The sequence below is a fragment of the Lactobacillus sp. B3795 genome (assembly GCF_026535805.1).
GTDB classification, from domain to species: Bacteria; Bacillota; Bacilli; order Lactobacillales; family Lactobacillaceae; genus Apilactobacillus; species Apilactobacillus kunkeei_C.
The window spans coordinates 89004-110769 of the sequence record NZ_JAFNPE010000005.1; the positions used below are offsets into that span (position 1 = coordinate 89004).

23 protein-coding genes and 1 other annotated feature (1 of these 24 running past the window's edge) are annotated in these 21766 nt (G+C 35.4%); of the genes, 3 read left to right on the forward strand and 20 right to left on the reverse strand.

What is annotated here, in order from left to right:
* Positions 1 to 167 (reverse strand) — a binding site (T-box leader); it reaches 52 nt to the left of the window's first position.
* Between the two features lie 35 nt (positions 168 to 202).
* The 3 genes from J3U50_RS02295 to J3U50_RS02305 are packed head-to-tail and all read right to left on the reverse strand — an operon-like array spanning position 203 to position 1851.
* Entirely contained in the window at positions 203 to 550 is a 348-nt protein-coding gene (locus J3U50_RS02295) for a helix-turn-helix domain-containing protein (protein WP_301945485.1), read from the reverse strand.
* Positions 529 to 1056, reverse strand: a complete 528-nt coding sequence (locus tag J3U50_RS02300; RefSeq protein WP_034535299.1) for a hypothetical protein — start codon at positions 1054 to 1056, stop codon at positions 529 to 531. Before J3U50_RS02300 ends, J3U50_RS02295 begins: the two co-directional genes overlap by 22 nt.
* Before the next feature lie 24 nt (positions 1057 to 1080).
* Positions 1081 to 1851 carry an RNA methyltransferase gene (locus tag J3U50_RS02305; protein WP_034530835.1) on the reverse strand — a complete coding sequence of 257 codons (771 nt, stop codon included), beginning with the start codon at positions 1849 to 1851 and terminating at the stop codon, positions 1081 to 1083.
* Positions 1852 to 1953: 102 nt separating this feature from the next.
* Here J3U50_RS02305 and J3U50_RS02310 point away from each other — a divergent pair, with 102 nt between their 5' ends.
* Complete coding sequence (locus tag J3U50_RS02310; protein ID WP_054608182.1) at positions 1954 to 2229, forward strand: acylphosphatase; 276 nt, start codon at positions 1954 to 1956, stop codon at positions 2227 to 2229.
* Between the two features lie 75 nt (positions 2230 to 2304).
* Positions 2305 to 3234 (forward strand): membrane protein insertase YidC, encoded by a 930-nt coding sequence (gene yidC / locus J3U50_RS02315; protein WP_054608183.1) that lies wholly within the window; start codon positions 2305 to 2307, stop codon positions 3232 to 3234.
* Positions 3235 to 3279: 45 nt separating this feature from the next.
* On the opposite strand, the gene J3U50_RS02320 is transcribed toward yidC, so the two are convergent.
* The 13 genes from J3U50_RS02320 to J3U50_RS02380 form a co-directional block, all read right to left on the reverse strand.
* The gene (locus J3U50_RS02320) at positions 3280 to 4155 is read right to left on the reverse strand and encodes an aldose 1-epimerase family protein (RefSeq protein WP_237756980.1); all 876 of its coding nucleotides are present in this window, start codon (positions 4153 to 4155) and stop codon (positions 3280 to 3282) included.
* 67 nt (positions 4156 to 4222) lie between these two features.
* Positions 4223 to 5134 carry a tyrosine recombinase XerC gene (gene xerC / locus J3U50_RS02325; protein WP_054608184.1) on the reverse strand — a complete coding sequence of 304 codons (912 nt, stop codon included), beginning with the start codon at positions 5132 to 5134 and terminating at the stop codon, positions 4223 to 4225.
* Positions 5135 to 5200: 66 nt separating this feature from the next.
* Positions 5201 to 7309 carry a type I DNA topoisomerase gene (topA, locus tag J3U50_RS02330; RefSeq protein WP_054608185.1) on the reverse strand — a complete coding sequence of 703 codons (2109 nt, stop codon included), beginning with the start codon at positions 7307 to 7309 and terminating at the stop codon, positions 5201 to 5203.
* Positions 7310 to 7361: 52 nt separating this feature from the next.
* Entirely contained in the window at positions 7362 to 8240 is an 879-nt protein-coding gene (dprA, locus tag J3U50_RS02335; RefSeq protein WP_301945486.1) for a DNA-processing protein DprA, read from the reverse strand.
* Between the two features lie 40 nt (positions 8241 to 8280).
* Positions 8281 to 9045 carry a ribonuclease HII gene (locus J3U50_RS02340; protein ID WP_301945487.1) on the reverse strand — a complete coding sequence of 255 codons (765 nt, stop codon included), beginning with the start codon at positions 9043 to 9045 and terminating at the stop codon, positions 8281 to 8283.
* Positions 9046 to 9047: 2 nt separating this feature from the next.
* On the reverse strand, positions 9048 to 9905 hold the full coding sequence (gene ylqF / locus J3U50_RS02345) for a ribosome biogenesis GTPase YlqF (protein ID WP_301945488.1): 858 nt from the start codon (positions 9903 to 9905) through the stop codon (positions 9048 to 9050).
* Positions 9906 to 9988: 83 nt separating this feature from the next.
* Positions 9989 to 10207, reverse strand: a complete 219-nt coding sequence (locus tag J3U50_RS02350) for a YozE family protein (protein ID WP_034530821.1) — start codon at positions 10205 to 10207, stop codon at positions 9989 to 9991.
* A gap of 10 nt (positions 10208 to 10217) precedes the next feature.
* On the reverse strand, positions 10218 to 10808 hold the full coding sequence (locus tag J3U50_RS02355; RefSeq protein ID WP_301945489.1) for a YpmS family protein: 591 nt from the start codon (positions 10806 to 10808) through the stop codon (positions 10218 to 10220).
* Between the two features lie 11 nt (positions 10809 to 10819).
* A complete protein-coding gene (locus tag J3U50_RS02360) occupies positions 10820 to 11704 on the reverse strand; it encodes a GDSL-type esterase/lipase family protein (protein WP_301945490.1) in 885 nt (294 codons plus the stop codon).
* Positions 11705 to 11760: 56 nt separating this feature from the next.
* A complete protein-coding gene (locus J3U50_RS02365; RefSeq protein WP_053791792.1) occupies positions 11761 to 12252 on the reverse strand; it encodes a dihydrofolate reductase in 492 nt (163 codons plus the stop codon).
* Positions 12253 to 12274: 22 nt separating this feature from the next.
* Complete coding sequence (locus J3U50_RS02370; protein WP_263504911.1) at positions 12275 to 13225, reverse strand: thymidylate synthase; 951 nt, start codon at positions 13223 to 13225, stop codon at positions 12275 to 12277.
* A gap of 10 nt (positions 13226 to 13235) precedes the next feature.
* Complete coding sequence (locus J3U50_RS02375) at positions 13236 to 15140, reverse strand: ABC-F family ATP-binding cassette domain-containing protein (protein WP_263504912.1); 1905 nt, start codon at positions 15138 to 15140, stop codon at positions 13236 to 13238.
* Positions 15141 to 15144: 4 nt separating this feature from the next.
* Positions 15145 to 16353 (reverse strand): CCA tRNA nucleotidyltransferase, encoded by a 1209-nt coding sequence (locus J3U50_RS02380; protein WP_263504913.1) that lies wholly within the window; start codon positions 16351 to 16353, stop codon positions 15145 to 15147.
* A 128-nt stretch (positions 16354 to 16481) separates the two neighbouring features.
* Between J3U50_RS02380 and J3U50_RS02385 the strand changes: the two genes are divergently transcribed.
* A complete protein-coding gene (locus J3U50_RS02385) occupies positions 16482 to 17303 on the forward strand; it encodes a phage integrase N-terminal SAM-like domain-containing protein (protein ID WP_301945491.1) in 822 nt (273 codons plus the stop codon).
* Here the strand turns inward: J3U50_RS02385 and J3U50_RS02390 are convergent.
* The 4 genes from J3U50_RS02390 to rpsA form a co-directional block, all read right to left on the reverse strand.
* Entirely contained in the window at positions 17300 to 18562 is a 1263-nt protein-coding gene (locus J3U50_RS02390) for a lipopolysaccharide assembly protein LapB (RefSeq protein ID WP_301945492.1), read from the reverse strand. The genes J3U50_RS02385 and J3U50_RS02390 overlap by 4 nt on opposite strands.
* Before the next feature lie 80 nt (positions 18563 to 18642).
* On the reverse strand, positions 18643 to 18918 hold the full coding sequence (locus tag J3U50_RS02395; protein WP_034530808.1) for an HU family DNA-binding protein: 276 nt from the start codon (positions 18916 to 18918) through the stop codon (positions 18643 to 18645).
* 173 nt (positions 18919 to 19091) lie between these two features.
* The gene (der, locus tag J3U50_RS02400; protein WP_034530806.1) at positions 19092 to 20399 is read right to left on the reverse strand and encodes a ribosome biogenesis GTPase Der; all 1308 of its coding nucleotides are present in this window, start codon (positions 20397 to 20399) and stop codon (positions 19092 to 19094) included.
* A 79-nt stretch (positions 20400 to 20478) separates the two neighbouring features.
* Positions 20479 to 21696, reverse strand: a complete 1218-nt coding sequence (gene rpsA, locus J3U50_RS02405) for a 30S ribosomal protein S1 (RefSeq protein WP_301945493.1) — start codon at positions 21694 to 21696, stop codon at positions 20479 to 20481.
* Positions 21697 to 21766 lie beyond the last annotated feature (70 nt).

Consider the following 21766-nt stretch of genomic DNA (forward strand, 5'->3'; position numbering starts at 1 on the left):
ATTCATACACTCTAAATCCATAACGGTGGAATACCGGATTATTTTTCGTTAATTGTAACTCCCAATATCAGTTCAGAAAATGAATTCAGCTGACTTGTGACTACTCTCATCAAATGCAGTCTTTCTGTATTGTTTGTCGCCTACTAATTTTTCTTCAACACATTTAATTAAATAATATCTTAAAAACATTAGTCGGTCAAGATTAATCGTTAATATCACACCATTGATCTGACCAGTCATGAATTTGTTCCATGATTGGACCCAATGCTTCTCCTTTTTCAGTTAATTCATATTGAATTAATGAAGAATCGCAAAATGTTTTACGAGTAATGATACCGTCTTCTTCAAGTTCCTTTAGTCTTTCAACTAATACACGATCACTGCACTTATAAACCACGTTTGCGATACATTTGAAACGTTGTGGTCCATTGACCAATAGTGTTTCAATAATTAAACCATTCCATTTCTTACCTAGCATTTGAAAAGTTTGTTCAAACTTAGGACACAAATGAAAATCGATTGTGGTGCTCATTTGACTTTCTTTTGCCATGAACTAACCTCCTTTTTATAGTGTCTATTTTTAATTTTGTTTTTTAAATTTTGGTATTTTGGTGCGAAATATTCTCGAATAGCATCGTAATCATCGATAAGTGAAACGACCACACTCTCAGCATACTTGGGCTTGGTTAAAGTCAATCCCCACATATGCTTAGTGATAATATCTCTTTCCTTATCGTTTAGCTTAGTTATTTTTTCAGCATTTCTAAGCGCCACTCTTGGGTGCATATAAGCATGGGAACCCAAGCGGAACTTGCTTACTCGCCAATCGTAGAAAAACAGGTCATGCAGTAATCCTCCACGGGCTGTGGCTTTAGCATCTAAACCGAATTTCTTAGCGATTAAATAACTTTCATATGACACATGAATACAATGTTGTAAACGAGTTGATGAATGATGTTGGATATAGTTATCTAGTCTCAAGACTTCTGGACTGCTTAGTAAATCAGAAACATAGCTAACATATTCTTTATCATTTCGCCATGCATCTTCTTTCAATATACTATCTCCTAACTCAATAATTTATTTTTTAAGATGGAACATTGCGATTCCAGCAGCAATCGCAACATTAAGTGATTCTGCCTTTCCCTTGATAGGAATATATAAATTTTTAGTGGTTTGGTCAAGTATTTTATCTTGCATACCATTACCTTCATTTCCCATTACTAAGGCAAAAGCATCCTGTTTTTCAATCTGATCATAACTCACTGCTTGAGGATTTAATTCTGTTCCATAAACCGGCACATTGTTTTCCTTAAACTTGCCAATCCAATCAAGTAGGTCACCTTCCAGTAACTTCAAATGGAATTGACTGCCTTGCATTGAACGTAATACCTTTGGATTAAATTGACTGGATGTTCCTTCACCAAAGATAACGCCGTCGAAACCGGCAGCATCTGCAGTTCTAACCATTGTTCCGATGTTACCTGGATCTTGAATTTGGTCTAGCAATAGCCAAGAACCATTCATGTCTAATGAATCAAAATGATCCTCTTTTGGTAATTCAACAATTCCAAAGATTCCTTGTGGAGTTGATGTTGAACCCAATGCCTTTGAAACATCGTCGGTAATTTCAATTACTTCACCGTTAAAAGCATCAATTTCAGCTTGATGTAGTTCGTATTGCTTGTTTGTAGTTAATACAACTTCAACGTTTTGGTTAGCATTAATCGCTTCAGATACTAGATGCCAACTTTCCAAAATGTATTGGTTACTATTTAAACGGCCCTTTTTAGTTTTTAACTTTGACCATTTTTTTACTCGTTCATTTTTTGCAGAAACAATTTTTTCCATTACTGGATATGACCCCTTTAAATTATTTATCTTTCCTATTATTTTAGCATAATAATCGAATAAAACATATATGTTACTATTGTTTAGTAAGGAGGAATCAATATGACCAATAAAAATATTGAAATCATTGTTTTAGGAAGAGTTCAAGGTGTTGGTTTTAGATACAGTACCAAGAAAGTCGCAGATAGAATGAATCTAAATGGTTTTGTCCAAAACTTAAGAGATGGAAGCGTCTTGATTCACGTTAACGGCGAAACATCCATAGTTGATGAATTCGTTTCTAAAATTAAAGATTCACCTACACCTTATGGACGAGTAGATAATATGAAAATAACTAATATCAATGAAATTCACGATAAAGGGTTTATAATAAAATAATTCGGGTTTTTATCTGATATAATTCCAATTTTCTGGTATTATTGTAAATGAAATTTACAGGAAAGGTTTTTTGTAATGAAAAAATTAAAGAGATTCAGTGCCCTATCTTTGATTGGAGTAATGGCTTTAGTCTTATCAGGATGTGTACGTGTGGATTCAAACGGTAAACCATATGGTCTTACATATGAATACCTTGCTCTACCAGGTCAACACATTCTAGACTTTATTGCTAGATTCTTCGGTGGATATGGTTGGGCGATTATCATTTTAACTATCATTGTTAGAATGATCTTGCTTCCTGCAATGATTAGTCAAACTAAGAAGTCTACTATCATGCAAGAAAAAATGAGCTTCATCAAGCCTAAGATGCAAGAAATTCAAGAAAGACAAAAAAATGCTTCTTCAAAAGAAGAACAAATGAAGATTCAACAAGAAATGATGCAACTATATAAGGATAACAACATTAGCATGGCCGGTGGTATTGGTTGTCTACCATTAATCATTCAAATGCCAATTTACCTTGCCTTATATAACGGAATTCGTTTCTCACCAGAAGTTTCACACACTATGTTCTTAGGTGTAAAACTTGGTGACAAGAGTTTAATCTTGGTTGTATTGTCATTCTTAGCATACGTTCTTCAAGGATACTTGATGACTTTAGGTCTTCCAGAAGATCAAAAGAAACAAATGAAGATGATGGCATACTTCACACCAATCATGATTGTATTGGTAACATTCAGTGCTCCTGCCGGATTAGGTATTTACTTCTTCATTAGTGGTTTGTTTGCTTGTTTACAAACATTAATCATTAACATGTACCGTCCAAAGATTAGAGCAGAAGTTGCAGCACAAGCAGCTGCTCAAGCGCAAAGCGATGAAAAAGTCATTCTACACGATGTAGAAGAAGAAGATTCATCAGATGAACCTGAACAAATCGAAACAGTTGATGAACATGATACTCATGACGATTTGAGAAAACGTAATTCAGGAAAACAAAATAGATAAAACAAAAAACACCTTTTAAAAAGGTGTTTTTTTGTTACATATTTTTTAGAAGAATAATAAATCATACTTAGCAGTGAACTTTTTGTCTGGGCTAATCTTGTTAATGCCGACTTTATGTTCAATCTTTCCATCTGTATGAACATCGTCTGCAATTCCCCACCATGGTTCAAGACAAACGAATGGTGCGTCTTTTGCAGACCATAATCCACCGTATTCAATATCGTAGGCAGTCATAGATACTCCATGATCTGAAACGTCGTTAGATAGAATAGTGGTAAACTCTTTATTCTTAATTTCAACCACTTTAGCATCATCATAAAACAATTCATGCGATAGTTTAATTGGTTGATCTAATTGAATTTTTTCGACTTTTTCAAGGTTGGCATATGGAACATCAAATTGAATTTGATCATATGTTCCTTTGTTAGCGAACTTAACTGAATAATCGTCATATTGTTCACTTCCATCCTTCACCAATGGCACGTTGAATGCTGGATGGGCACCGACTGAAAAGTACATTTCTTTAGTGTCGGTATTAAACACGTTAATGTTAGTAGACAACTTATGATCATCCAATTGATAGTGAATAACTAATTTGAAAGCAAATGGATACATCTTCTTAGTTTCTTCGTTACTAACAAGTTGCAAGTCAATCCAATCACTACCTTGGTCTAAAACATCAAATTCCATATCCCTTGCGAATCCATGTTGACCCATTTCATAAGTCTTGCCGTCATATGTGTATTGATTATCCTTTAGACGTCCAACAATTGGAAACAAAATTGGCGCATGACGAGCCCAATACTTTTTTTCACCGGACCAAATGTATTCTAATCCATGAGTACTTTTAACGCTGTTAATTTCAGCACCATGCGTATTAATTTTCACTTTTAGGTATTCATTACTAATTGTTTTAATCATAGTCTCCCCCCTAACAAATTTATAACTATATTTTACAATAAAGCGCTTTCATTATGCAATTATTATGTTAAGATCTTGGAAAAAACTTATTATAATCACGCAATAAATGTTCATTAGAAACGTGAGTATAGATTTGTGTCGTTGACAAACTGCTATGTCCTAATAATTCTTGGACTGTTCTTAAATCAGCACCATTATTAAGCATTTCGGTAGCAAAAGTATGTCTTAACATATGCGGATGAATATTGGTTGTTAAAGATGTTTGTTTAACAATCTCATCTAAGATGTATTCTACTCCACGACTCGTTAATTCGTCTCCGTATTGGTTTACAAAAACATAATCATGGTGTTTGTGATACTTATTAACTAACAAATCACGACAGTTAGTTTGATATTGCTTTAACGCTTTAATCAAATAGCTACCAAATGGTAAGTATCTTTGTTTATTTCCTTTACCAATTACCTTAATAATCCGATTATCAAAGTCGATATCGCTAAACTGTAAGTTCACACATTCGCTTACACGCATCCCCGTATCGTATAGGATTTCAATAATTGCATAGTTTCTGTAACTAAGCATCTCATTTTTACCATGCTTGGCTGCTTCAAATAGCTCATATAGTTCCTTTTGATAAAAGAAACGAGGCAAATGATTAGGATGCTTTTTTAAGTTCACCTGATCAAACGGATTTTGTGAGACGACATCATTTCGTTCCAAAAAATGGAAGAAAGAACGAAGTGATGAAATCTTTCTGATGACAGTATTTCTACTTTCATCGCGTTTCTTCAAAATCGTAAGATAATTACTAACATCCAAATCATCGGTTTGCTGTAGGCTACGATCTTCTTCCTCTAATGTTTTTACAAATTCATTGATATCAGATTGATAAGCAATTGCTGTATTATCAGAATATTGACGTTCATTGATTAAATATTCCATGTACCATTCAATTAATTCTTCATCTTGATATTTTTTCATTGGCTATCTCTCTTATCTTATTAAACTAATAGCCCCTAAGAGTTTTAAATCTTTAGGGGCTATTAACTATTTTTGTACGGCTTCTTCGTAATCACCGTTAGGACATACCACTTGGGTACCACCTTTAATCTTCTTTTCTACCAAGAAGTTTCCATCCTTAGGACAGTCTCTTCCGATTGGTTTATCCCATGTAACAAAATCACATTCAGGGTATCTTGAACAACCATAGAAGATACGATTCTTCTTTGATTTACGTTCAATAACATCGCCCTTCTTACATTTTGGACATGTAACGCCAATCTTTTTAACGATAGCTTGTGTGTTTCGACAATCTGGGAATCTGGAACAAGCATAGAACTTACCATATCTTCCCATCTTGATAACCATTGGAGCACCACAGACTTCACAGTTGTAACCAGCTGGTTCGTCTTTAATTTGAACATCTTCCATGTTCTTTTCGGCGTTCTTAACTTCTTTTTCAAATGGTCTGAAGTACTTATCGACCACTTCAACCCAGTTTTGCTTAGCTTCTTCGATTTCATCTAAGTTATTTTCAAGATCGGCAGTAAATTCAATGTTAACGATGTCAGGGAAGTATTCTTCGATGATGTTATTAACGATTTCACCTAATTCAGTAGGTTCGAATCTTCTACCAACTAACTTAACATAGTATCTCTTTTGGATCGTACTCAAAGTTGGAGCGAAGGTAGATGGTCTACCTACACCGTTTTCTTCAAGTGTTCTGATTAGCTTAGCTTCACTGTATCTGGCAGGTGGTTGAGTGAAGTGTTGATCTGGATTGTTCTTAGCCATCTTCACTTCGTCACCCTTGGCTAGGTCAGGTAAGATATTGTCTTTTTCTTTTCCCTTGTTGTAAACCTTTAGGAAACCTTCGAACTTAAGCTTTGAACCGTTCGCTCTGAAATCAACACCGTTTTGTTCCATGTCTACTGTCATGGTATCCATGATAGCAGGTGTCATTTGACTAGCCATGAATCTAGACCAAATCAAATTGTATAACTTGTATTGATCGTTGGTTAGGTATTGCTTTAGGCTTGCTGGAGTTCTCTTAACAGAGGTTGGACGAATTGCTTCATGGGCATCTTGGGCACCTTCTGGTAACTTACCCTTAACTGGCTTAGTTGCAGCAAACTCTGCACCGTACTTATCATGAATAAATTCGGATGCTTCGTGCTTAGCTAAAGCAGAAATTCTAGTTGAATCAGTTCTCATGTAAGTAATCAAACCTTGGTTACCATCTTTACCAATATTGATACCTTCATACAATTGTTGAGCCGCCATCATTGTCTTACCTGTCTTGAAGTTCAGCTTAACGTTGGCGTCTTGTTGCATTGTACTGGTAGTAAATGGTGGTTGAGGTTGTCTCTTACGTTCCTTTTTAACAACGTTTTGAACCTCAAATGGTTTGCTCTTATCGAATTTAGCTAACACAGCTTTAACTTCATCATTACTGTTTAGTTCAGCCTTCTTAGCGTTCACTCCGTAAAAACTAGCCTTGAATGCTTCTCGACCCTTCTTCATGTCGGCGTCAATGGTCCAGTATTCCTTTGGAACGAATTCTTTGATTTCACGTTCTCTTTGGATGATCAACCATAAAGCGATTGATTGAACACGTCCAGCACTTAGACCCTTTTTAACCTTTTTCCATAGTAATGGAGAAATGGAATAACCAACTAAACGGTCTAAAACACGACGAGCTTGTTGAGCATCAACTAAGTTCATGTCAATTTCTCGAGGGTTCTTAAATGCTTCCTTAACGGCATCCTTGGTAATTTCATGGAAAGCAACACGATTCTTATCGTCTTCTTTCAAGCCAAGTAAGTGTGATAGATGCCATGCGATAGATTCTCCTTCTCTATCCGGGTCAGATGCAAGGTAAACATTTTTGGCTTTTTTAGCTTCAGCCTTTAGTTCCTTGATTGTTTCACCCTTACCACGAATAGAGATGTAGTGAGGTTCAAAATCGTTGTCGACGTCTACACCCATCTTACTCTTTGGTAAATCTCTAACGTGACCCTTACTAGCAATAACACGGTAGGTTCTACCTAGGTATTTTTGAATGGTTTTAGCCTTGGTTGGAGATTCGACAATCACTAGTTTCTTTTTTGCCGACTGTCTTTTTTTCTTTGTTGTTGATTTTGTAGTAGTCGCCATTTACATCCCTCGTCATTTTATTTCTTTTTTAATATCTCCCAAAGGCTAATTATTAATATTTATATTCTTCTAATATGTCTTTGGCAGTAATTACTGGTTTGGCACCAGCTTGAATTAAATCATTACAACCAACCGATAACGGACTATCAATCCTCCCTGGGACTGCTAAGACGTTTCGGTTATTTTGTAGTGCTAAATTAGCGGTGATTAAACTACCGGATCTATACTTGGCTTCCGTTACCAGTATAGAACGTACCAATCCAGCTATAATTCGATTTCTTTCCGGAAAATGGTACCTAGCTGGTCGACAGCCAACTGGATATTCGCTTAGCAACAAATGATTTTTGGCAATTGTTCGTTGTAGCGATTCATTTTCTCTTGGATAATATTGATCTAAACCGGTTCCAATCACAGCAATCGTTTTACCATGATTGGCAATTGCTGCCAAGTGAGAAAGTCTATCAACCCCCTTGGCTAGTCCAGAAACAATCGTTATTCCGTTACTAACAATCTCAGGCACTAATCGCCTAATGACCTCAACGGAATATTCAGTATTATTTCTAGAACCAACAATTGCTAATGCTTTATTTTCTAAAAGCCTTAAATCACCAAAATAAAATAACACAATTGGTGGCAAATATGCTTCTTTTAAATTCTCCGGATATAAGTCATCTATAATGGTTATCCATTTAACATGATTTATATGATGATCAAGTTCACTATTTAATTTATCACTATTATAGAAATTAATAAATGTTTTTGATTTATTTTTAGATAACATTAATGTTTCTGCAATCTCTTCAGCAGTCATATTCAACTCGTCAGGAATTACGTCATAAGCGCTTTTTAACCATCGATAAAATCGATATTCAGATTTAATACCGATGCCCTTAGCTAATTTTAGTTTTAATAATAATTCTCTTGTTTTCATATATACCTCCACTTTTACAAGGTATATACGATAAAAGTGATTATAATAAATCAGAAACTGGTTTAAAACTTCTTCGATGAATTGGGGTTGCGCCGTACTTGTGTAAAGCGTCTAAGTGCTTCTTGGTACCATAACCGGCATTGTTAGCAAAATCGTATTCTGGATATTGCTGATCGTATTCTTTCATTAAGTCATCACGATAGGTCTTAGCTAAGATGCTGGCAGCAGAAACACTAGCACTCTTTGCATCCCCCTTGATCAATTTAAGTTGATGGATATCAACATCAATTTGCATTGCATCAACGATGATTTCCTGTGGTAATGCCTTTAATCCTAATACCGCTTCTTTCATCGCTACTCTAGTTGCTTCATAGATATTAATATCATCAATTAACTTGTTATCAGCAATTCCATATGAATAATCAATGGCCTTAGCTTTAATTTGGTCAGCTAATTCATATCTTTTCTTTTCAGAAAGTTGCTTTGAATCATTAACTTCGTAGACATCAAAGTCATGGGGTAATACCACTGCACATGTAACAACCGGTCCAGCGAGTGGTCCTCTTCCAACTTCATCAACTCCCGCAATGACATTAATTCCTTCATTCCAAAATTCATGTTCATACTTTAAGCGTTGGTGAAATTCCTCTATCTCATGATTTCTTTTCTCAATCTGTTTAACACGCTGTGTGATTAATTTTTGCACGCCGATTCTACTATCATCTTGATATTTTTGCAGTAGTTTGGAGTTTACATCATCAACAGATTTTAAAATTTCTTTGATATCTTTGATTGATTCAGCCATATTTATTCTTCCTCTTCTGTAGATAGGTCGTTAACATCATCTAGAGTAAAACGGCCGATCTTACCTTTTCTGGAATCTAAAATAATTCTCATTGAAGCTCTTTCGTAGTCATCTTGCATGCCGACTTTTTTAGTAATCTTTAGTAGTAAATCAACATCAGATAATTCCATATCATCTTCTGATAGATGGTAACGATCGATTAACTCTTTTGGATTAGTGCTTCTAAAGAAATGAAGAGCAAACAAACCAACATCATCACTGTGGTAAATGCTATCCTTAATCGCTCCTGTCATCGCTAGCTTGTTAGCAATGTCGTCATTTTGGAACTTAGGCCATAAGATACCTGGGGTATCCAATAGTTCTAGCTCGTCACTAGATTTTAGCCATTGTTGACCCTTAGTAACTCCGGCACGGTTACCAACTTGAGCGGCACGTCTCTTAACAATTTGGTTCAATAATGTTGACTTACCAACGTTTGGCACCCCAACACAAATTGCACGAATAACCTTCTTATAGAATCCTCTTTCCTTAGCATCATCAATCTTATCGGCTAAAAGATCCTTAACAACCTTGGTGATGTACTTACCTGTGGTGTTTTTCTTTGAATCAATTGCGATTGCTGCATATCCTTGATTCTTAAAGTATGATAACCATTGGTTGGTAATGTTTGGGTTTGCCAAATCTGCCTTTGTAAGAATCATTAATCTAGGCTTACCTTGACTAATTCTTGCTACTTCCGGGTTGATTGAACTAAATGGGCATCTTGCATCCACCAGTTCAAATACAATATCTACTAAATGAATATTTTCTTCAAATTGACGAATTGCTTTCGCCATATGTCCTGGAAACCATTGAATCATATTTTATCCGCTCCTAACTTATATATATTAATTGTACTATATTAATCACCAAAAAATGAACCTAAATTCATAGGTTCATTTTTTTAGTGTTTACTATTTTGAAAATCCATCCAAGCATCATCAAAAATTGTCATACTTGGTAGATAACTAGCATTTTCTTCCAAGTATTCTGAAATTTCATCATAATCAGTCGATTGCTTGGGAAATGATTGATCGTAAAATGCGTTGTTTGCAAATTGAGCAACCGCTTCGGTACTCTTAGGATTACGTTCAGTCATTAAATACTGGTAAAAACTTTTCATAGTTGCTCCTTTATTGATTAGGAATTAAGACTTTAAATTCAAAGTCACCGTCACCATTCATATCAATTTTATTAGCTTGGTATGAAAGTTCTTTCTTACCACCTAATTTGTTGACATGTAAGATAATGCGACTGTTCTTACTATCTAATTCAACCCACTTTGGAATGTTGTAATGCTTACCAACATAACCAATTACAAAACGAGGTGGTACGTTTAACTTACCAACTTCAAGCTTACTTGCGGTTAGTTCTACATCACCGTTGCTTAATAGATGTGGATCCAAACTTAAAAGGTATCCAACTTTGGAACCCAAGATGGTAATCTTACCATAAACGTAGGCTTGTTTGTCTACCCAGAACTTGTAGTCCATGTTTTTTTCTTTCTTTTCGAACTTTTCTAGGTAGTAACTTGATAATGCGTTAATTTGTTTTTTATTCAAACTAACACTAATTGGTGTATTATTTTTTGACGCTGTTCCCATTTGTGGATTTACGGTTTCACTATTCATTTCTTTCCAAGCATAGAATGCACCACCAAGTAGTACGATGACTAATAAAATAAATAGGTACTTAAATAGTTTTTTCTCTTTTGCTTTTTCCATTACAATTGCCTCTAATTCCAGTCATTAAATCTAAATAATTGTGATACAAGTCTGTCGGTCATGTAGTTATATCCCTTATCATTTGGATGGAAATGATCATCTGGGGAAATATAATTATTTAACTCACCCTTTGTATCATCTAATTTTAAAATGTCCAACGGATCAAAAGTTACTTCATCACTTGATTCAACTAATTTTTCTTTTTGAGCCTTACTCTTATATTGTCCATATGATAACGGTGTGATGTCAACAAAATGTGCTTTTTTATTTCTTAGCACAACACCAGAAGTAATTTGATTATACTTCTTAACGTATTGATTAATCACATCAACGTTTGCAAAGTATACATAGATTGGATTATAGATACCAAACACATAGATTGGTGCTTTTTTATTTTCTTTTCGAATATCATTCATTAATCTATTCACTTTGGCTTGATAAGTGATAGAAGCTTGCTTCATCCTGCTATTAAACTTAGTTTTACCATCAACTAAAGCGTTACTTTGTAAGCTTTGTAGTAAGTCATTACCACCAACGGTTAGAACAATAATGTTGGCCTTTTTCAAACTACTTGAAAGACCTTTAACATTGTTTTGAACACGCTTATCGATTTGATCACTACGTTGTCCCGCAATTCCGTAGTTAACTGTTGTGACGTGCTTATACCCCTTTTTATTAAATGCCTGTTTAGTTCTTGAGACATACCCACCGGCCTTTTTAGGGTCACCAACTCCTTGTGTTAATGAATCACCTAAAGCAACGATTGATACTTTTTTGTTCTTGCTAACATTCGTAATTTTGGCCTTATGTCTAACGTTTGAATATACCTGGTAGCTCACACCGGCAATTCCAAATACTACAATCAAAAATAGTATGAATTTAAATATTTTTTTCATAATAATCACCCCATAAAAAAAGGTTATGCAGCAATCCATAACCTTTCTTTATTATTTTATTTACGTTCAAATATTTCAAAACGGTATGGATAAATGTTCTTATCATCAATGATTCCTTCTTTGGTTGATACCAAATCAAATTGACTGTAATCAATTTCTGGCATTTGAGTATCACCTTCAAAGTCGTGGTCGATTACTGTCTTGTATAAACGATCAACGTATGGAAGTAATTCAGCAAAAATCTTAGCACCACCAACAACGAAAATTTCCTTATCGCTAAACTTTTTAGCAAAAGCTAGAAATTCATCTAGAGTGTTAAAGACAACAACGTCGTTAGGATATTCACTTTTATCATGACTGGTTAATACTGTGTTTAAACGATTTGGTAGTGGTCGCTTAAAACTTTCGTATGTTGTTCTTCCTGCCATGATGATTTGATGTGTGGTAGTTTCCTTAAAGTACTTCATATCAGCTGGTAGATGCCATGGCAATCCACCATTTAAACCAATAATATGATGATCTGATTCAGCCCATAAAAATGAAATCATTAGTAATAGTCCCCTTTATTATTTATACAGCAACTGGTGCCTTGATTGGATCATGGTGCTTATAATCGATTACCTTAATGTCGTCCATATCGTAATCAAAAATACTTTCCTTGTCAGGGTTTAACCATAACTTAGGAGCTTCGTATGGTTCTCTACTCAATTGTTCTTCAATTTGAGAAACGTGGTTTGAGTAAATATGAGCATCCCCTAAAGTATGGATAAATTCACCAGGTTCTAATCCACATTCCTTAGCGATTAGTGAAGTTAATAATGCGTAACTTGCAATATTAAATGGTACTCCTAAGAAGATGTCACCAGAACGTTGGTATAATTGGCAGCTTAACTTACCGTCGTTCACGTAGAATTGGAACATTGTGTGGCAAGGTGGTAACGCTACAAATGGAATGTCTTCTGGATTCCATGCTGAAACAATTAATCTTCTTGAATCAGGATTTGTCTTGATTTGATCAATTACGTTTTGAATTTGGTCGATGGTGCCACCAGTAGTGGTCTTCCATTTACGCCATTGGCTACCGTAAACAAGTCCTAAATCACCGTATTTCTTGGCAAAGTCATCATCTTCAACGATTCTTTGACAGAACTTTTTCTTTTCAGCTAGGTATTGTTTCTTAAATTCTGCATCCTTTTCAGCTCTCAAACCGAAATCGGTCATGTCTGGGCCAGTGTATTCATCTGATTCAACCCAGTTTTTAAAAGCCCATTCATCCCAGATATGGTTCTTGTGCTTTAGTAAGAATTGAATATTAGTGTCCCCGCGTAAGAACCATAATAATTCACTCTTGATTAATCCAAAAGGAACCTTCTTGGTAGTTAATAAAGGAAATCCTTCTGATAGATCAAAACGCATTTGGTAGCCAAATGTACTAATTGTCCCTGTTCCTGTTCTATCTTCCTTACGATGGCCATTTTCTAAAACGTACTTGGCAAGATTTAAATAAGCATCTTCTAACATGTCATTACCCCTATTCAACATATTCGCTTAAATATTCCCAGCGACTAATCTTTTCGTCGGACTGTTTATTTAAGTCGTCAATCTTTAATTGTGTTTCAGCTAGTTTATCATAATCATTTCCCAAATGGGTCATTTCTTCTTTCAATTGACTGATTTGTTGATCTAAATCATCAATGTCTTTTTCTAACTGATCGTATTCCATTTGTTCAGCATAAGTTAGTTTCTTCTTGGTAGTCTTTTCTTCTGCTGGTTGTTGCTCTTCTTTTTTCTTTGCAGCATGTTCAACATGTGCTTGTTTCTTTTCTGTCTTGTTTTGTTCGGCTGCTTGCTTCAAGTAGTCAGTGAACAATCCGACATGACTTTCGATATCACCATCACCGTTAAAGATTAATAGACGGTTTGCAACCTTATCTAAGAAGTATCGGTCATGAGAAACAGTAATTACAGTTCCACTAAAGTGTGAAATATAGTCTTCTAGCACCGTTAATGTGGAGATATCCAAGTCATTGGTTGGTTCATCAAGTAGTAAAACGTTTGGTTGTTGCATCAATAGTTTTAATAAATACAAACGACGTTTTTCACCACCGGACAACTTACGAATCAATGTTCCGTGCATGAACTTTGGAAATAGGAATTGTTCCAATAAGTCGGTAACACTAATCTTATTTCCAGTGTTATCTGTAACGTGTTCACCAACATCTGTTAAATAGTTAATTACACGCTTGTCTTCTGGAATTGGTTCGGTTTGTTGTGTATAGTAAGCCATCTTAACGGTTTCACCAATTTCAATGGTTCCACTGTCTAGTGGTAACTTCCCGGTAATTACGTTTAGTAGTGATGATTTACCAGCACCATTTTCACCTGAAATACCGATTCTTTCGTTTCGTTGAACCAAATCACTGAAGTTCTTCAAAATCGTCTTATTGTTTAGGGTTAGGTTAGCATCCTTAATTTCGATAACCTTTTTCCCTAGTCGTTGTTGGCCTAGGTTGATGTCGATATCTTCTTCTGTTTGTAGGTTACCAACATTTTCCTTTAGGTCATTAAAACGATTAATTCTGGCTTGTTGCTTGGTGGTTCTGGCCTTAGCACCCTTTTTCATCCAAGCTAATTCTTGTTTGTAAAGCTTTTGCTTTTTATGTTCGGCAGCAACTTCTAGGTCAACTCGTTCGGCCTTTTGTTCCAAGTAATCTTGGTAGTTACCTGTGTATTCGTAAAGACTTCCAAATGATAGTTCCCAAATCTTGTTAGCAATTTGATCTAAGAAGTATCTATCATGGGTTACGAATAGTAAAGCACCCTTATACTTAGCTAGGTATTCTTGTAACCATTCGATTGAGTCAAAATCTAAATGGTTGGTAGGTTCGTCTAAGATTAACAAATCAGGTGATTGAATTAATACTTGGGCTAAACCAACACGTCTCTTTTGACCCCCTGATAGTGTGCTAACCACTTGGTTAACGTCATCAATCTTTAGTTGGGTCAAGATGGTCTTAACGTCGTTTTCAGCATTCCATGCATCTTCTTCGTTCATCTTGGCTTCGGCATCAAGATATTGTCTTTCTGCCTTTGGATCATCTGGATGATTGGAATAGTTTTGTAAGGTTTGTTCATATCTTCTGATGGTGTTAAAAATATCCTGACTTCCGGCAAACACAGCTTCTAAAATGGTTAATGATTCGTCCAACCTAGGTTGTTGTTTTAAGTAACCAATTGTGTATGTCTTTGAGGTAATAATTTCACCAGTAGAATCAATATCTTCCTGTGATAAAACATTTAAAAGTGATGACTTACCACTACCATTGGTCCCAATTAAACCAATTCGATCTTGTTCGTTGATGATGAAATCTAGATCCTTGAATAAGGTCTTTTCACCATATGTTTTAGTTAAGCCTTCCGCTCTTAACGTTTGCATGTAATCACTCTTTCACAATTTTTTTCGCAGCTTCAATTAATTCAGCTTTTTCGTTTTGGAATTCTCCGTTCACGATTCCAGTTTCAATTGCATATAATATTTTACCCAATGCTGGACCCGGTTTGACAATACCGTTCTTAATTAAGTCGCCACCATTGACTGCAATTTCTTTTTTGTTTTTGATTGGTAAAGCATCGTATTGAGATACTAAATCTTCTTCGGATTCGGCAAAACCATACATTTTAGCAATGTGGTTAGCCAAAACTAGAAGTTCCTTACCAGTTTCATACATCGCCCATTTGTCTAAAGAATCATCCCTTAGCTTTTCTACGGCCTTTGTACAAATTTCTGTATTCTTAATGATGTCATTAGAAGCCTTCCATGACTTTAGAAAACTGGTAATACCAGTTCTATCAAGGCCAAATTCAAAAGATAGCAATGACCATACTGAAACTTCATCGGATAAGTCTAAATCATCAATCTTAGCAATTGCTTCTAATTCGTTTTGATGACTAGCAAATCCGGGAACGTATTTATACATGTCTGTATTAAGCATGTCTGAGATACCTTGCTTAGGTCTTTTGGCCATCATCATCTTAACAAATTCGGTATAAATTCGTTCTACCGCAATTTTTTCTAACAACGCACTGTTTGATTTGATTGCCGCTAGCGTTTCTGATTCGATATCAAAATCTAGTTTGCTGGCAAATCTCACCGCACGCATCATTCTTAATGCATCTTCATGGAAACGTTCATTGGGGTTGCCAACCGCTCTAATTAGATGATTTTTTAAGTCGGTTAAACCATCGAATAAATCAGTAACATCCCCGTTTTCTCTCATCGCGAATGCATTAATTGTGAAGTCACGACGCTTTAAGTCTTCCGCTAGTGATCTTACAAATTCAACTTTGTCCGGGCGTCTATAGTCTTGGTATCCTGACTCAGTTCTAAAGGTTGTAATTTCATAACCCTTTTTTTCATGAATTACCATTACAGTACCGTGTTCAATTCCGGTATCCACAGTTTTTTTGAATATCTTTTTAATTTCTTCTGGGTAAGCACTCGTTGCGATATCAACATCATGAATGTCTAGTCCTAATATTGTGTCACGAACACTTCCGCCAACAAAATAAGCTTCAAAACCAGCATCTTCAATTTTTTGCATCACTGGACGAGCTTTTTCAAATTCGTTCGGTAAGTTTTCTATCTTCATCTTTATACCTACTCTCAATACAATCTATATTAAATATTAACAGATTAGCATTACAATTTACAGATTGAAGTTTGCTAACTTTAGTGCTGTAATAGGAATAAATAACTATTAGGAGTTGAACTAGCCAAATGTCTAATGATTATCCATATCAAGATACTTTTGAGATTGATTTACAGAATAAAGGATTAGCAAAAGTAACTATTAACGAATACACCAAAATCCTTTCTGACATGTTTGACTACCTATCCGATTTCAATAAGGGCTATCAAGAAAATCATAAAGTTAGTAACTTGTTTAATCGTGATATTGAAGAATACCTTCAAATGCTTTTAGACGAACGCAAAATCAACCATAACACTTATAACAAGGTCCTATCACACATTAATGTCTATTTTAACTACCTGTTCACCCATCAATTGAATAATAATTTACCGACAATTGATATTAAGGGCTTAAAACACGAACCTAAGAGTGAATTAGATACTTCCTGGTTAGATAAGCTAAATGACATTCTAACTGACGCAAACGTCCATTTTTACGCTAGAATGACCGTTTTATTAATTAGTAAGGGATTCAAATCTGAGGAGTTCCTCCAACCTGGTTTTTATCGATTATTTAATCAGATTACATTCTCTGATGAAGAAAAAGTGTTCATCAACTTATTTGATAAGTTCATTGAGCCAATTCAGTTAAAGCAAAACAGTCAAGATATCTTTTTAAAACAACGACTTACTAAGGATCCACACATCACTTCTGCTGGATTGCATAAATACCTAACCCCTAGTGAACAATATCTAGGATTTTCACTTAGCCCATCTGAACTATTCAAGAGTTATGTCGTTGATTTTATCAAAAAAAATCCAGACCTAATTGACTCAAAACTATCAAGTCAATTAAATCTGGATTTATCATCGATTAATTACTACAAAGGATTAATCAAAAAAGACTAATCATCCATGTATTCATCAAGCATAAATGCAGCTTCATCATCATTTGGTTGAAGTTGAACATACTTTTTAAGAAGTTCATACGAATTATCGCGATCACCGTATTCACGGAAGAATAATGCTGCTTGTTTTAAGAAACTAGCATTATCAGAGAAATATGGCTTGGCTGCTAGGTAATTCTTGTGAGCTTCTTTTAGTTTATCTAACTTGTCGTATGAAACGGCTAGGTTCCAGTAGAATTGTGGATCCAATTCGTGGTTTTCAATGTAACTATTCAACAATTTAATGTTTTCTTCATAGTCTTCCTTGGCAACCAATAGGTTAGACATTTCCAAGACAATTTCAATATCGTCTGGATCAATTTCGTTTCCTTGTTGTAGGTATCCCAATGCTTCATCGTTTTCGGAAAGCTTAAGTGCTTCACGGGCTGTCGCTAAGAATAGCTTTTCGTTGTATTGGTCAACGCTTAGCCCTTCTTGCAATACACGATATGCTTCTTCTTGTTTATTTACGGCATCTAATGCTTGTCCCAAGTATGGGTAAAGTGTTGCGTATTGAGGATCTGAATCACGAAGTTCTTCAAATAAATCAATTGCTTCGTCGTATTCCTTTAGTTGTAGGTAAGTGAACGCTGTTTCGAACTTAACGTCTGAAGACATATCAATTGTCTTAATTTGCTTTAGGTATCCAATTGCATTTTCAAAGTTACTGTCATTAGCGTATGAAATCCCAATTCTTTCAACAATGTTAACAGCTGATAGATTGGTAATTCCCTCTTTGATCAAACTTAAATACAAAGGAATAGCCTTATTGTATTCACCCATTGTGTAATACAATTCCGCCAACGCAAATGTGATTACTTCCTCGTCAGGTGCTAATTTTTTAGCTTCTAGCAGCTTTTCACGGCTAACTTCAAATAACTCCTGAGTTTGGTATAAGTCGGCTTGAACCATCAAAGATTGAAGATAAGCAGGTGAATCTTTGCTAATCTTGCTTAATTGTTCCAAAGCTTCATCAGTATTACCTTCACTGATTAAAATATCAGCGATGTCGGTTCTTAGTTCGTCTTCATCAGGGAACTTCTTCAATAGCTTTTCATATAGTTCCTTGGCTTGGTTGGTGAAACCATATGAGTATAGTTCTTCAGCAAGTGAGTACACCATTTCATCGCTATCATGGTGTAATGCTAGATTATATTGTTTATTAAATTCATCGATTTTTCCTTCTTCAAGGAATTCTAGTGCTTTTTGTGAGTAGCTCAAAAATCTCGCTCCTATCATTTAAAACATATAAAAAAAGGCCAGCCCGTAAAACGGACTAGCCTAATTATAGCATACTGTTATTATTTAACAGCATCCTTTAAAGCCTTACCTGGTTTGAATGCAGGTACTTTGCTTGCAGGAATTTGAATTTCTGCACCAGTTTGAGGGTTACGACCCTTACGAGCAGCACGTTCACGTACTTCGAAGTTACCGAAGCCGATTAATTGTACCTTTTCGCCCTTAGCCAAACTACCTTGGATTGAATCAAATACAGCATCAACTGCTGCAGTTGCATCCTTCTTAGTTAAACCAGTTTTAGTAGCAACACTACTTACTAATTCTGCCTTGTTAGCCATGTGTGTTTCACCTCCCACAATGTTCGGAAAACAATCTATGCTTTTCGACTTATGTAATCACAACAAATTAATGTCATTACAGTTATTCAAGATATCACATAAATGCCCGCAATTCAACGATTTTTAATATTTTTTAGCATAAAACATTAAAATTTTTTGCTAAATAACCTTTATTACTTACGTTTTCTAGAAATGATTTTAATCGGAGTCCCAGAAAAGTCAAAGTGTTCTCTAATTTGATTTTCGATATATCTTCTATATGAGAAATGCATTAGTTCTTCATCATTTACAAAGATAACAATGGTAGGTGGTTCACTGGTAACTTGGGTTGCGTAGTAAATACGTAATTTTCTACCATTGATACTTGGTGTTGGTGTCATGGCAATTGCATCCATCAATACATCATTTAGCATTGATGAAGAAATACGCTTAGCGTGGTTGTCATAGACACGTTTGATCAAGTCAGGAATTTGGCTTAGACGTTGCTTAGTCTTAGCTGAAACAAACAAGATTGGAGCATATGATAGGTATTGGAATTGACTTCTAATCCCTGCTTCAAATTCTTGTTGCGTCTTACTGGTCTTCTTCAAAGTATCCCATTTGTTAACAATGATAATGACACCTTTCCCACCTTCGTGGGCATAACCAGCAATACGCTTGTCTTGTTCACGAATACCTTCTTCAGCATTTAAAACGATTAAGGCAACATCACTATTATCGATGGCTTTCATCGCTCTCATTACTGAGTATCTTTCAGTATTTTCGTAAACCTTACCACGTTTTCTTAATCCGGCAGTATCCACCATGGTGAATTCTTGACCGTCTTGTTCAAATTCAGTATTAATGGCATCTCTAGTTGTTCCGGCAACGTTTGAAACGATTACTCTATCTTCACCTAAAATGGCGTTAACAAGTGAAGATTTACCAACATTAGGACGTCCAATCAAACTAAACTTGATGTTGTCGTCATTTTCTTCTTCTGTTTTTTCATCGAAGTTCTTAATAACTTCGTCCAATAAGTCACCTAGACCTAATCCATGGGCACCAGAAATTGGATATGGATCGCCAAATCCTAAGGAATAGAAGTCATAGATGTTAGCGCGACTTTCAAAGTTATCAACTTTGTTAACTGCTAAAACGATTGGCTTATTGGTTCTGTATAAAATTCTGGCAATATTATCATCAGCGTTAGTAATTCCTTCTTTTCCATTAACCATGAAGATAATTACATCAGCTTCATCAATTGCGATTTCTGCTTGTGCAGTGATTTGTTTAACGAATGGTTGATCACCGATTTCAATACCACCGGTATCAATCATACTAAATTCGTGTCCTAACCATTCACCGTGAGAATAAATTCTATCTCTGGTAACACCAGGAGTATCTTCAACGATAGAGATTCGTTCCCCAGCAATACGGTTAAAAATTGTTGACTTTCCAACGTTTGGTTTTCCAACAATTGCAACTGTAGGTAAACTCATTTAATATTCACCCTTTCTTTCATAATGAAAAAATATCCTTCACCAAAAAATGAAGGATATTTTTAAAGATTATAATATATTATTGATTATCTTCGTCTAATCCTTTACCAACAATGTCACCTAAAGTGAATCCATTTTCTTCTTCAGGAGCATTTTCAGTAGCATTATCAGTAGCTTCGACATGTTCACTTGAATCTTGAGCATTTTCTGGTTCAGGTTCAAGAGCACGTAATGATAAAGCTAAACGATGTTCACTTGGGTTAACATCTAAAACTTTAGCATCAACAGTTTGACCAACCTTTAATACATCAGAAGGTGTATTAACATGTTTGTGTGAAATTTGAGAAATGTGAATTAACCCTTCAACACCAGGAATTACTTCAGCAAAAGCACCAAAATCAACTAATCTCTTGATAGTTGCCTTTACAGTAATACCTTGAGGAGCTTTTTCTTCAATTTCATCCCATGGTTGTGGCTTAGTTTGCTTGATTGAAAGTGAAATTCTTCCACGTTCCTCGTCCATAGCAATAACCTTAACTTTAACGTCTTGGCCATTTTCTAGAACGTCAGCAGGCTTGTTTACACGTTCGTATGAAATTTCTGAAACGTGAACTAGTCCGTCGATACCACCAAGGTCAACGAAAGCACCAAAATCAGTCATACGTGCAACTTTACCTTCAACAACATCACCAACATTTAGCTTGTCCATAACTTCTGAACGAGCTTCTTCTTGGTTCTTAGCTACAACATCACTGTGTGAAAGAACTAATCGGTTCTTTTCAGGAACGATTTCAACAATCTTACATTCGAATTGTTGACCGTTGTATTGGTTTAAGTTTCTTACAAAGTGGTTAGTAATCATTGATGCAGGGATAAATCCACGTACACCAGCGTCTACTACTAAACCACCACGTACTGCGTTTTGAACAGTAACAGTAATAGTTTCATTGTTTTCAGCTTTTGCCTTTAATTCGTCCCAAACCTTACGTTCTTCTAAACGACGAATTGATAGAAGGAAGCTTCCACCTTCTTTATCATCACCGATACGTGAAATTACAACAAATTTACCTTTGTCGCCAACTTTAAATTTGCTTTCAACGTCATCAACAGGTTGTGAGGATAGTTCACGACGAGGAACAACTCCTTCAACCCCGGTGTTGTCAATACCAATAATTAATTGATGATCCTTGTCAAAGGCCAAAATTTCACCACTGACAACATCGTTAATATTAACTTGGTCCACACTATCCAAGGCTTCTAATAAATCTTTGTTTGTTTGTTCATCTGATTCACTCATCTGATATTTCCTCCTTGAGACTACTATAACTTACATTCTAGACTATGTTATTAATAAAATCTAGTTTAAT

Bases quoted from the DNA above. Each gene is read 5' to 3' on its own strand.
- J3U50_RS02360 (WP_301945490.1), bottom strand. From the start codon at position 11,704: ATGAAAAAAATATTTAAATTCATACTATTTTTGATTGTAGTATTTGGA.
- J3U50_RS02305 (WP_034530835.1), bottom strand. From the start codon at position 1,851: ATGGAAAAAATTGTTTCTGCAAAAAATGAACGAGTAAAAAAATGGTCA.
- xerC (WP_054608184.1), bottom strand. From the start codon at position 5,134: ATGAAAAAATATCAAGATGAAGAATTAATTGAATGGTACATGGAATAT.
- J3U50_RS02320 (WP_237756980.1), bottom strand. From the start codon at position 4,155: ATGATTAAAACAATTAGTAATGAATACCTAAAAGTGAAAATTAATACG.
- J3U50_RS02310 (WP_054608182.1), top strand. From the start codon at position 1,954: ATGACCAATAAAAATATTGAAATCATTGTTTTAGGAAGAGTTCAAGGT.
- dprA (WP_301945486.1), bottom strand. From the start codon at position 8,240: ATGAAAACAAGAGAATTATTATTAAAACTAAAATTAGCTAAGGGCATC.
- J3U50_RS02295 (WP_301945485.1), bottom strand. From the start codon at position 550: ATGGCAAAAGAAAGTCAAATGAGCACCACAATCGATTTTCATTTGTGT.
- ylqF (WP_301945488.1), bottom strand. From the start codon at position 9,905: ATGATTCAATGGTTTCCAGGACATATGGCGAAAGCAATTCGTCAATTT.
- yidC (WP_054608183.1), top strand. From the start codon at position 2,305: ATGAAAAAATTAAAGAGATTCAGTGCCCTATCTTTGATTGGAGTAATG.
- J3U50_RS02395 (WP_034530808.1), bottom strand. From the start codon at position 18,918: ATGGCTAACAAGGCAGAATTAGTAAGTAGTGTTGCTACTAAAACTGGT.
- J3U50_RS02375 (WP_263504912.1), bottom strand. From the start codon at position 15,140: ATGCAAACGTTAAGAGCGGAAGGCTTAACTAAAACATATGGTGAAAAG.
- J3U50_RS02385 (WP_301945491.1), top strand. From the start codon at position 16,482: ATGTCTAATGATTATCCATATCAAGATACTTTTGAGATTGATTTACAG.
- der (WP_034530806.1), bottom strand. From the start codon at position 20,399: ATGAGTTTACCTACAGTTGCAATTGTTGGAAAACCAAACGTTGGAAAG.
- J3U50_RS02355 (WP_301945489.1), bottom strand. From the start codon at position 10,808: ATGGAAAAAGCAAAAGAGAAAAAACTATTTAAGTACCTATTTATTTTA.
- J3U50_RS02350 (WP_034530821.1), bottom strand. From the start codon at position 10,207: ATGAAAAGTTTTTACCAGTATTTAATGACTGAACGTAATCCTAAGAGT.
- topA (WP_054608185.1), bottom strand. From the start codon at position 7,309: ATGGCGACTACTACAAAATCAACAACAAAGAAAAAAAGACAGTCGGCA.
- J3U50_RS02340 (WP_301945487.1), bottom strand. From the start codon at position 9,045: ATGGCTGAATCAATCAAAGATATCAAAGAAATTTTAAAATCTGTTGAT.
- J3U50_RS02380 (WP_263504913.1), bottom strand. From the start codon at position 16,353: ATGAAGATAGAAAACTTACCGAACGAATTTGAAAAAGCTCGTCCAGTG.
- J3U50_RS02365 (WP_053791792.1), bottom strand. From the start codon at position 12,252: ATGATTTCATTTTTATGGGCTGAATCAGATCATCATATTATTGGTTTA.
- J3U50_RS02370 (WP_263504911.1), bottom strand. From the start codon at position 13,225: ATGTTAGAAGATGCTTATTTAAATCTTGCCAAGTACGTTTTAGAAAAT.
- rpsA (WP_301945493.1), bottom strand. From the start codon at position 21,696: ATGAGTGAATCAGATGAACAAACAAACAAAGATTTATTAGAAGCCTTG.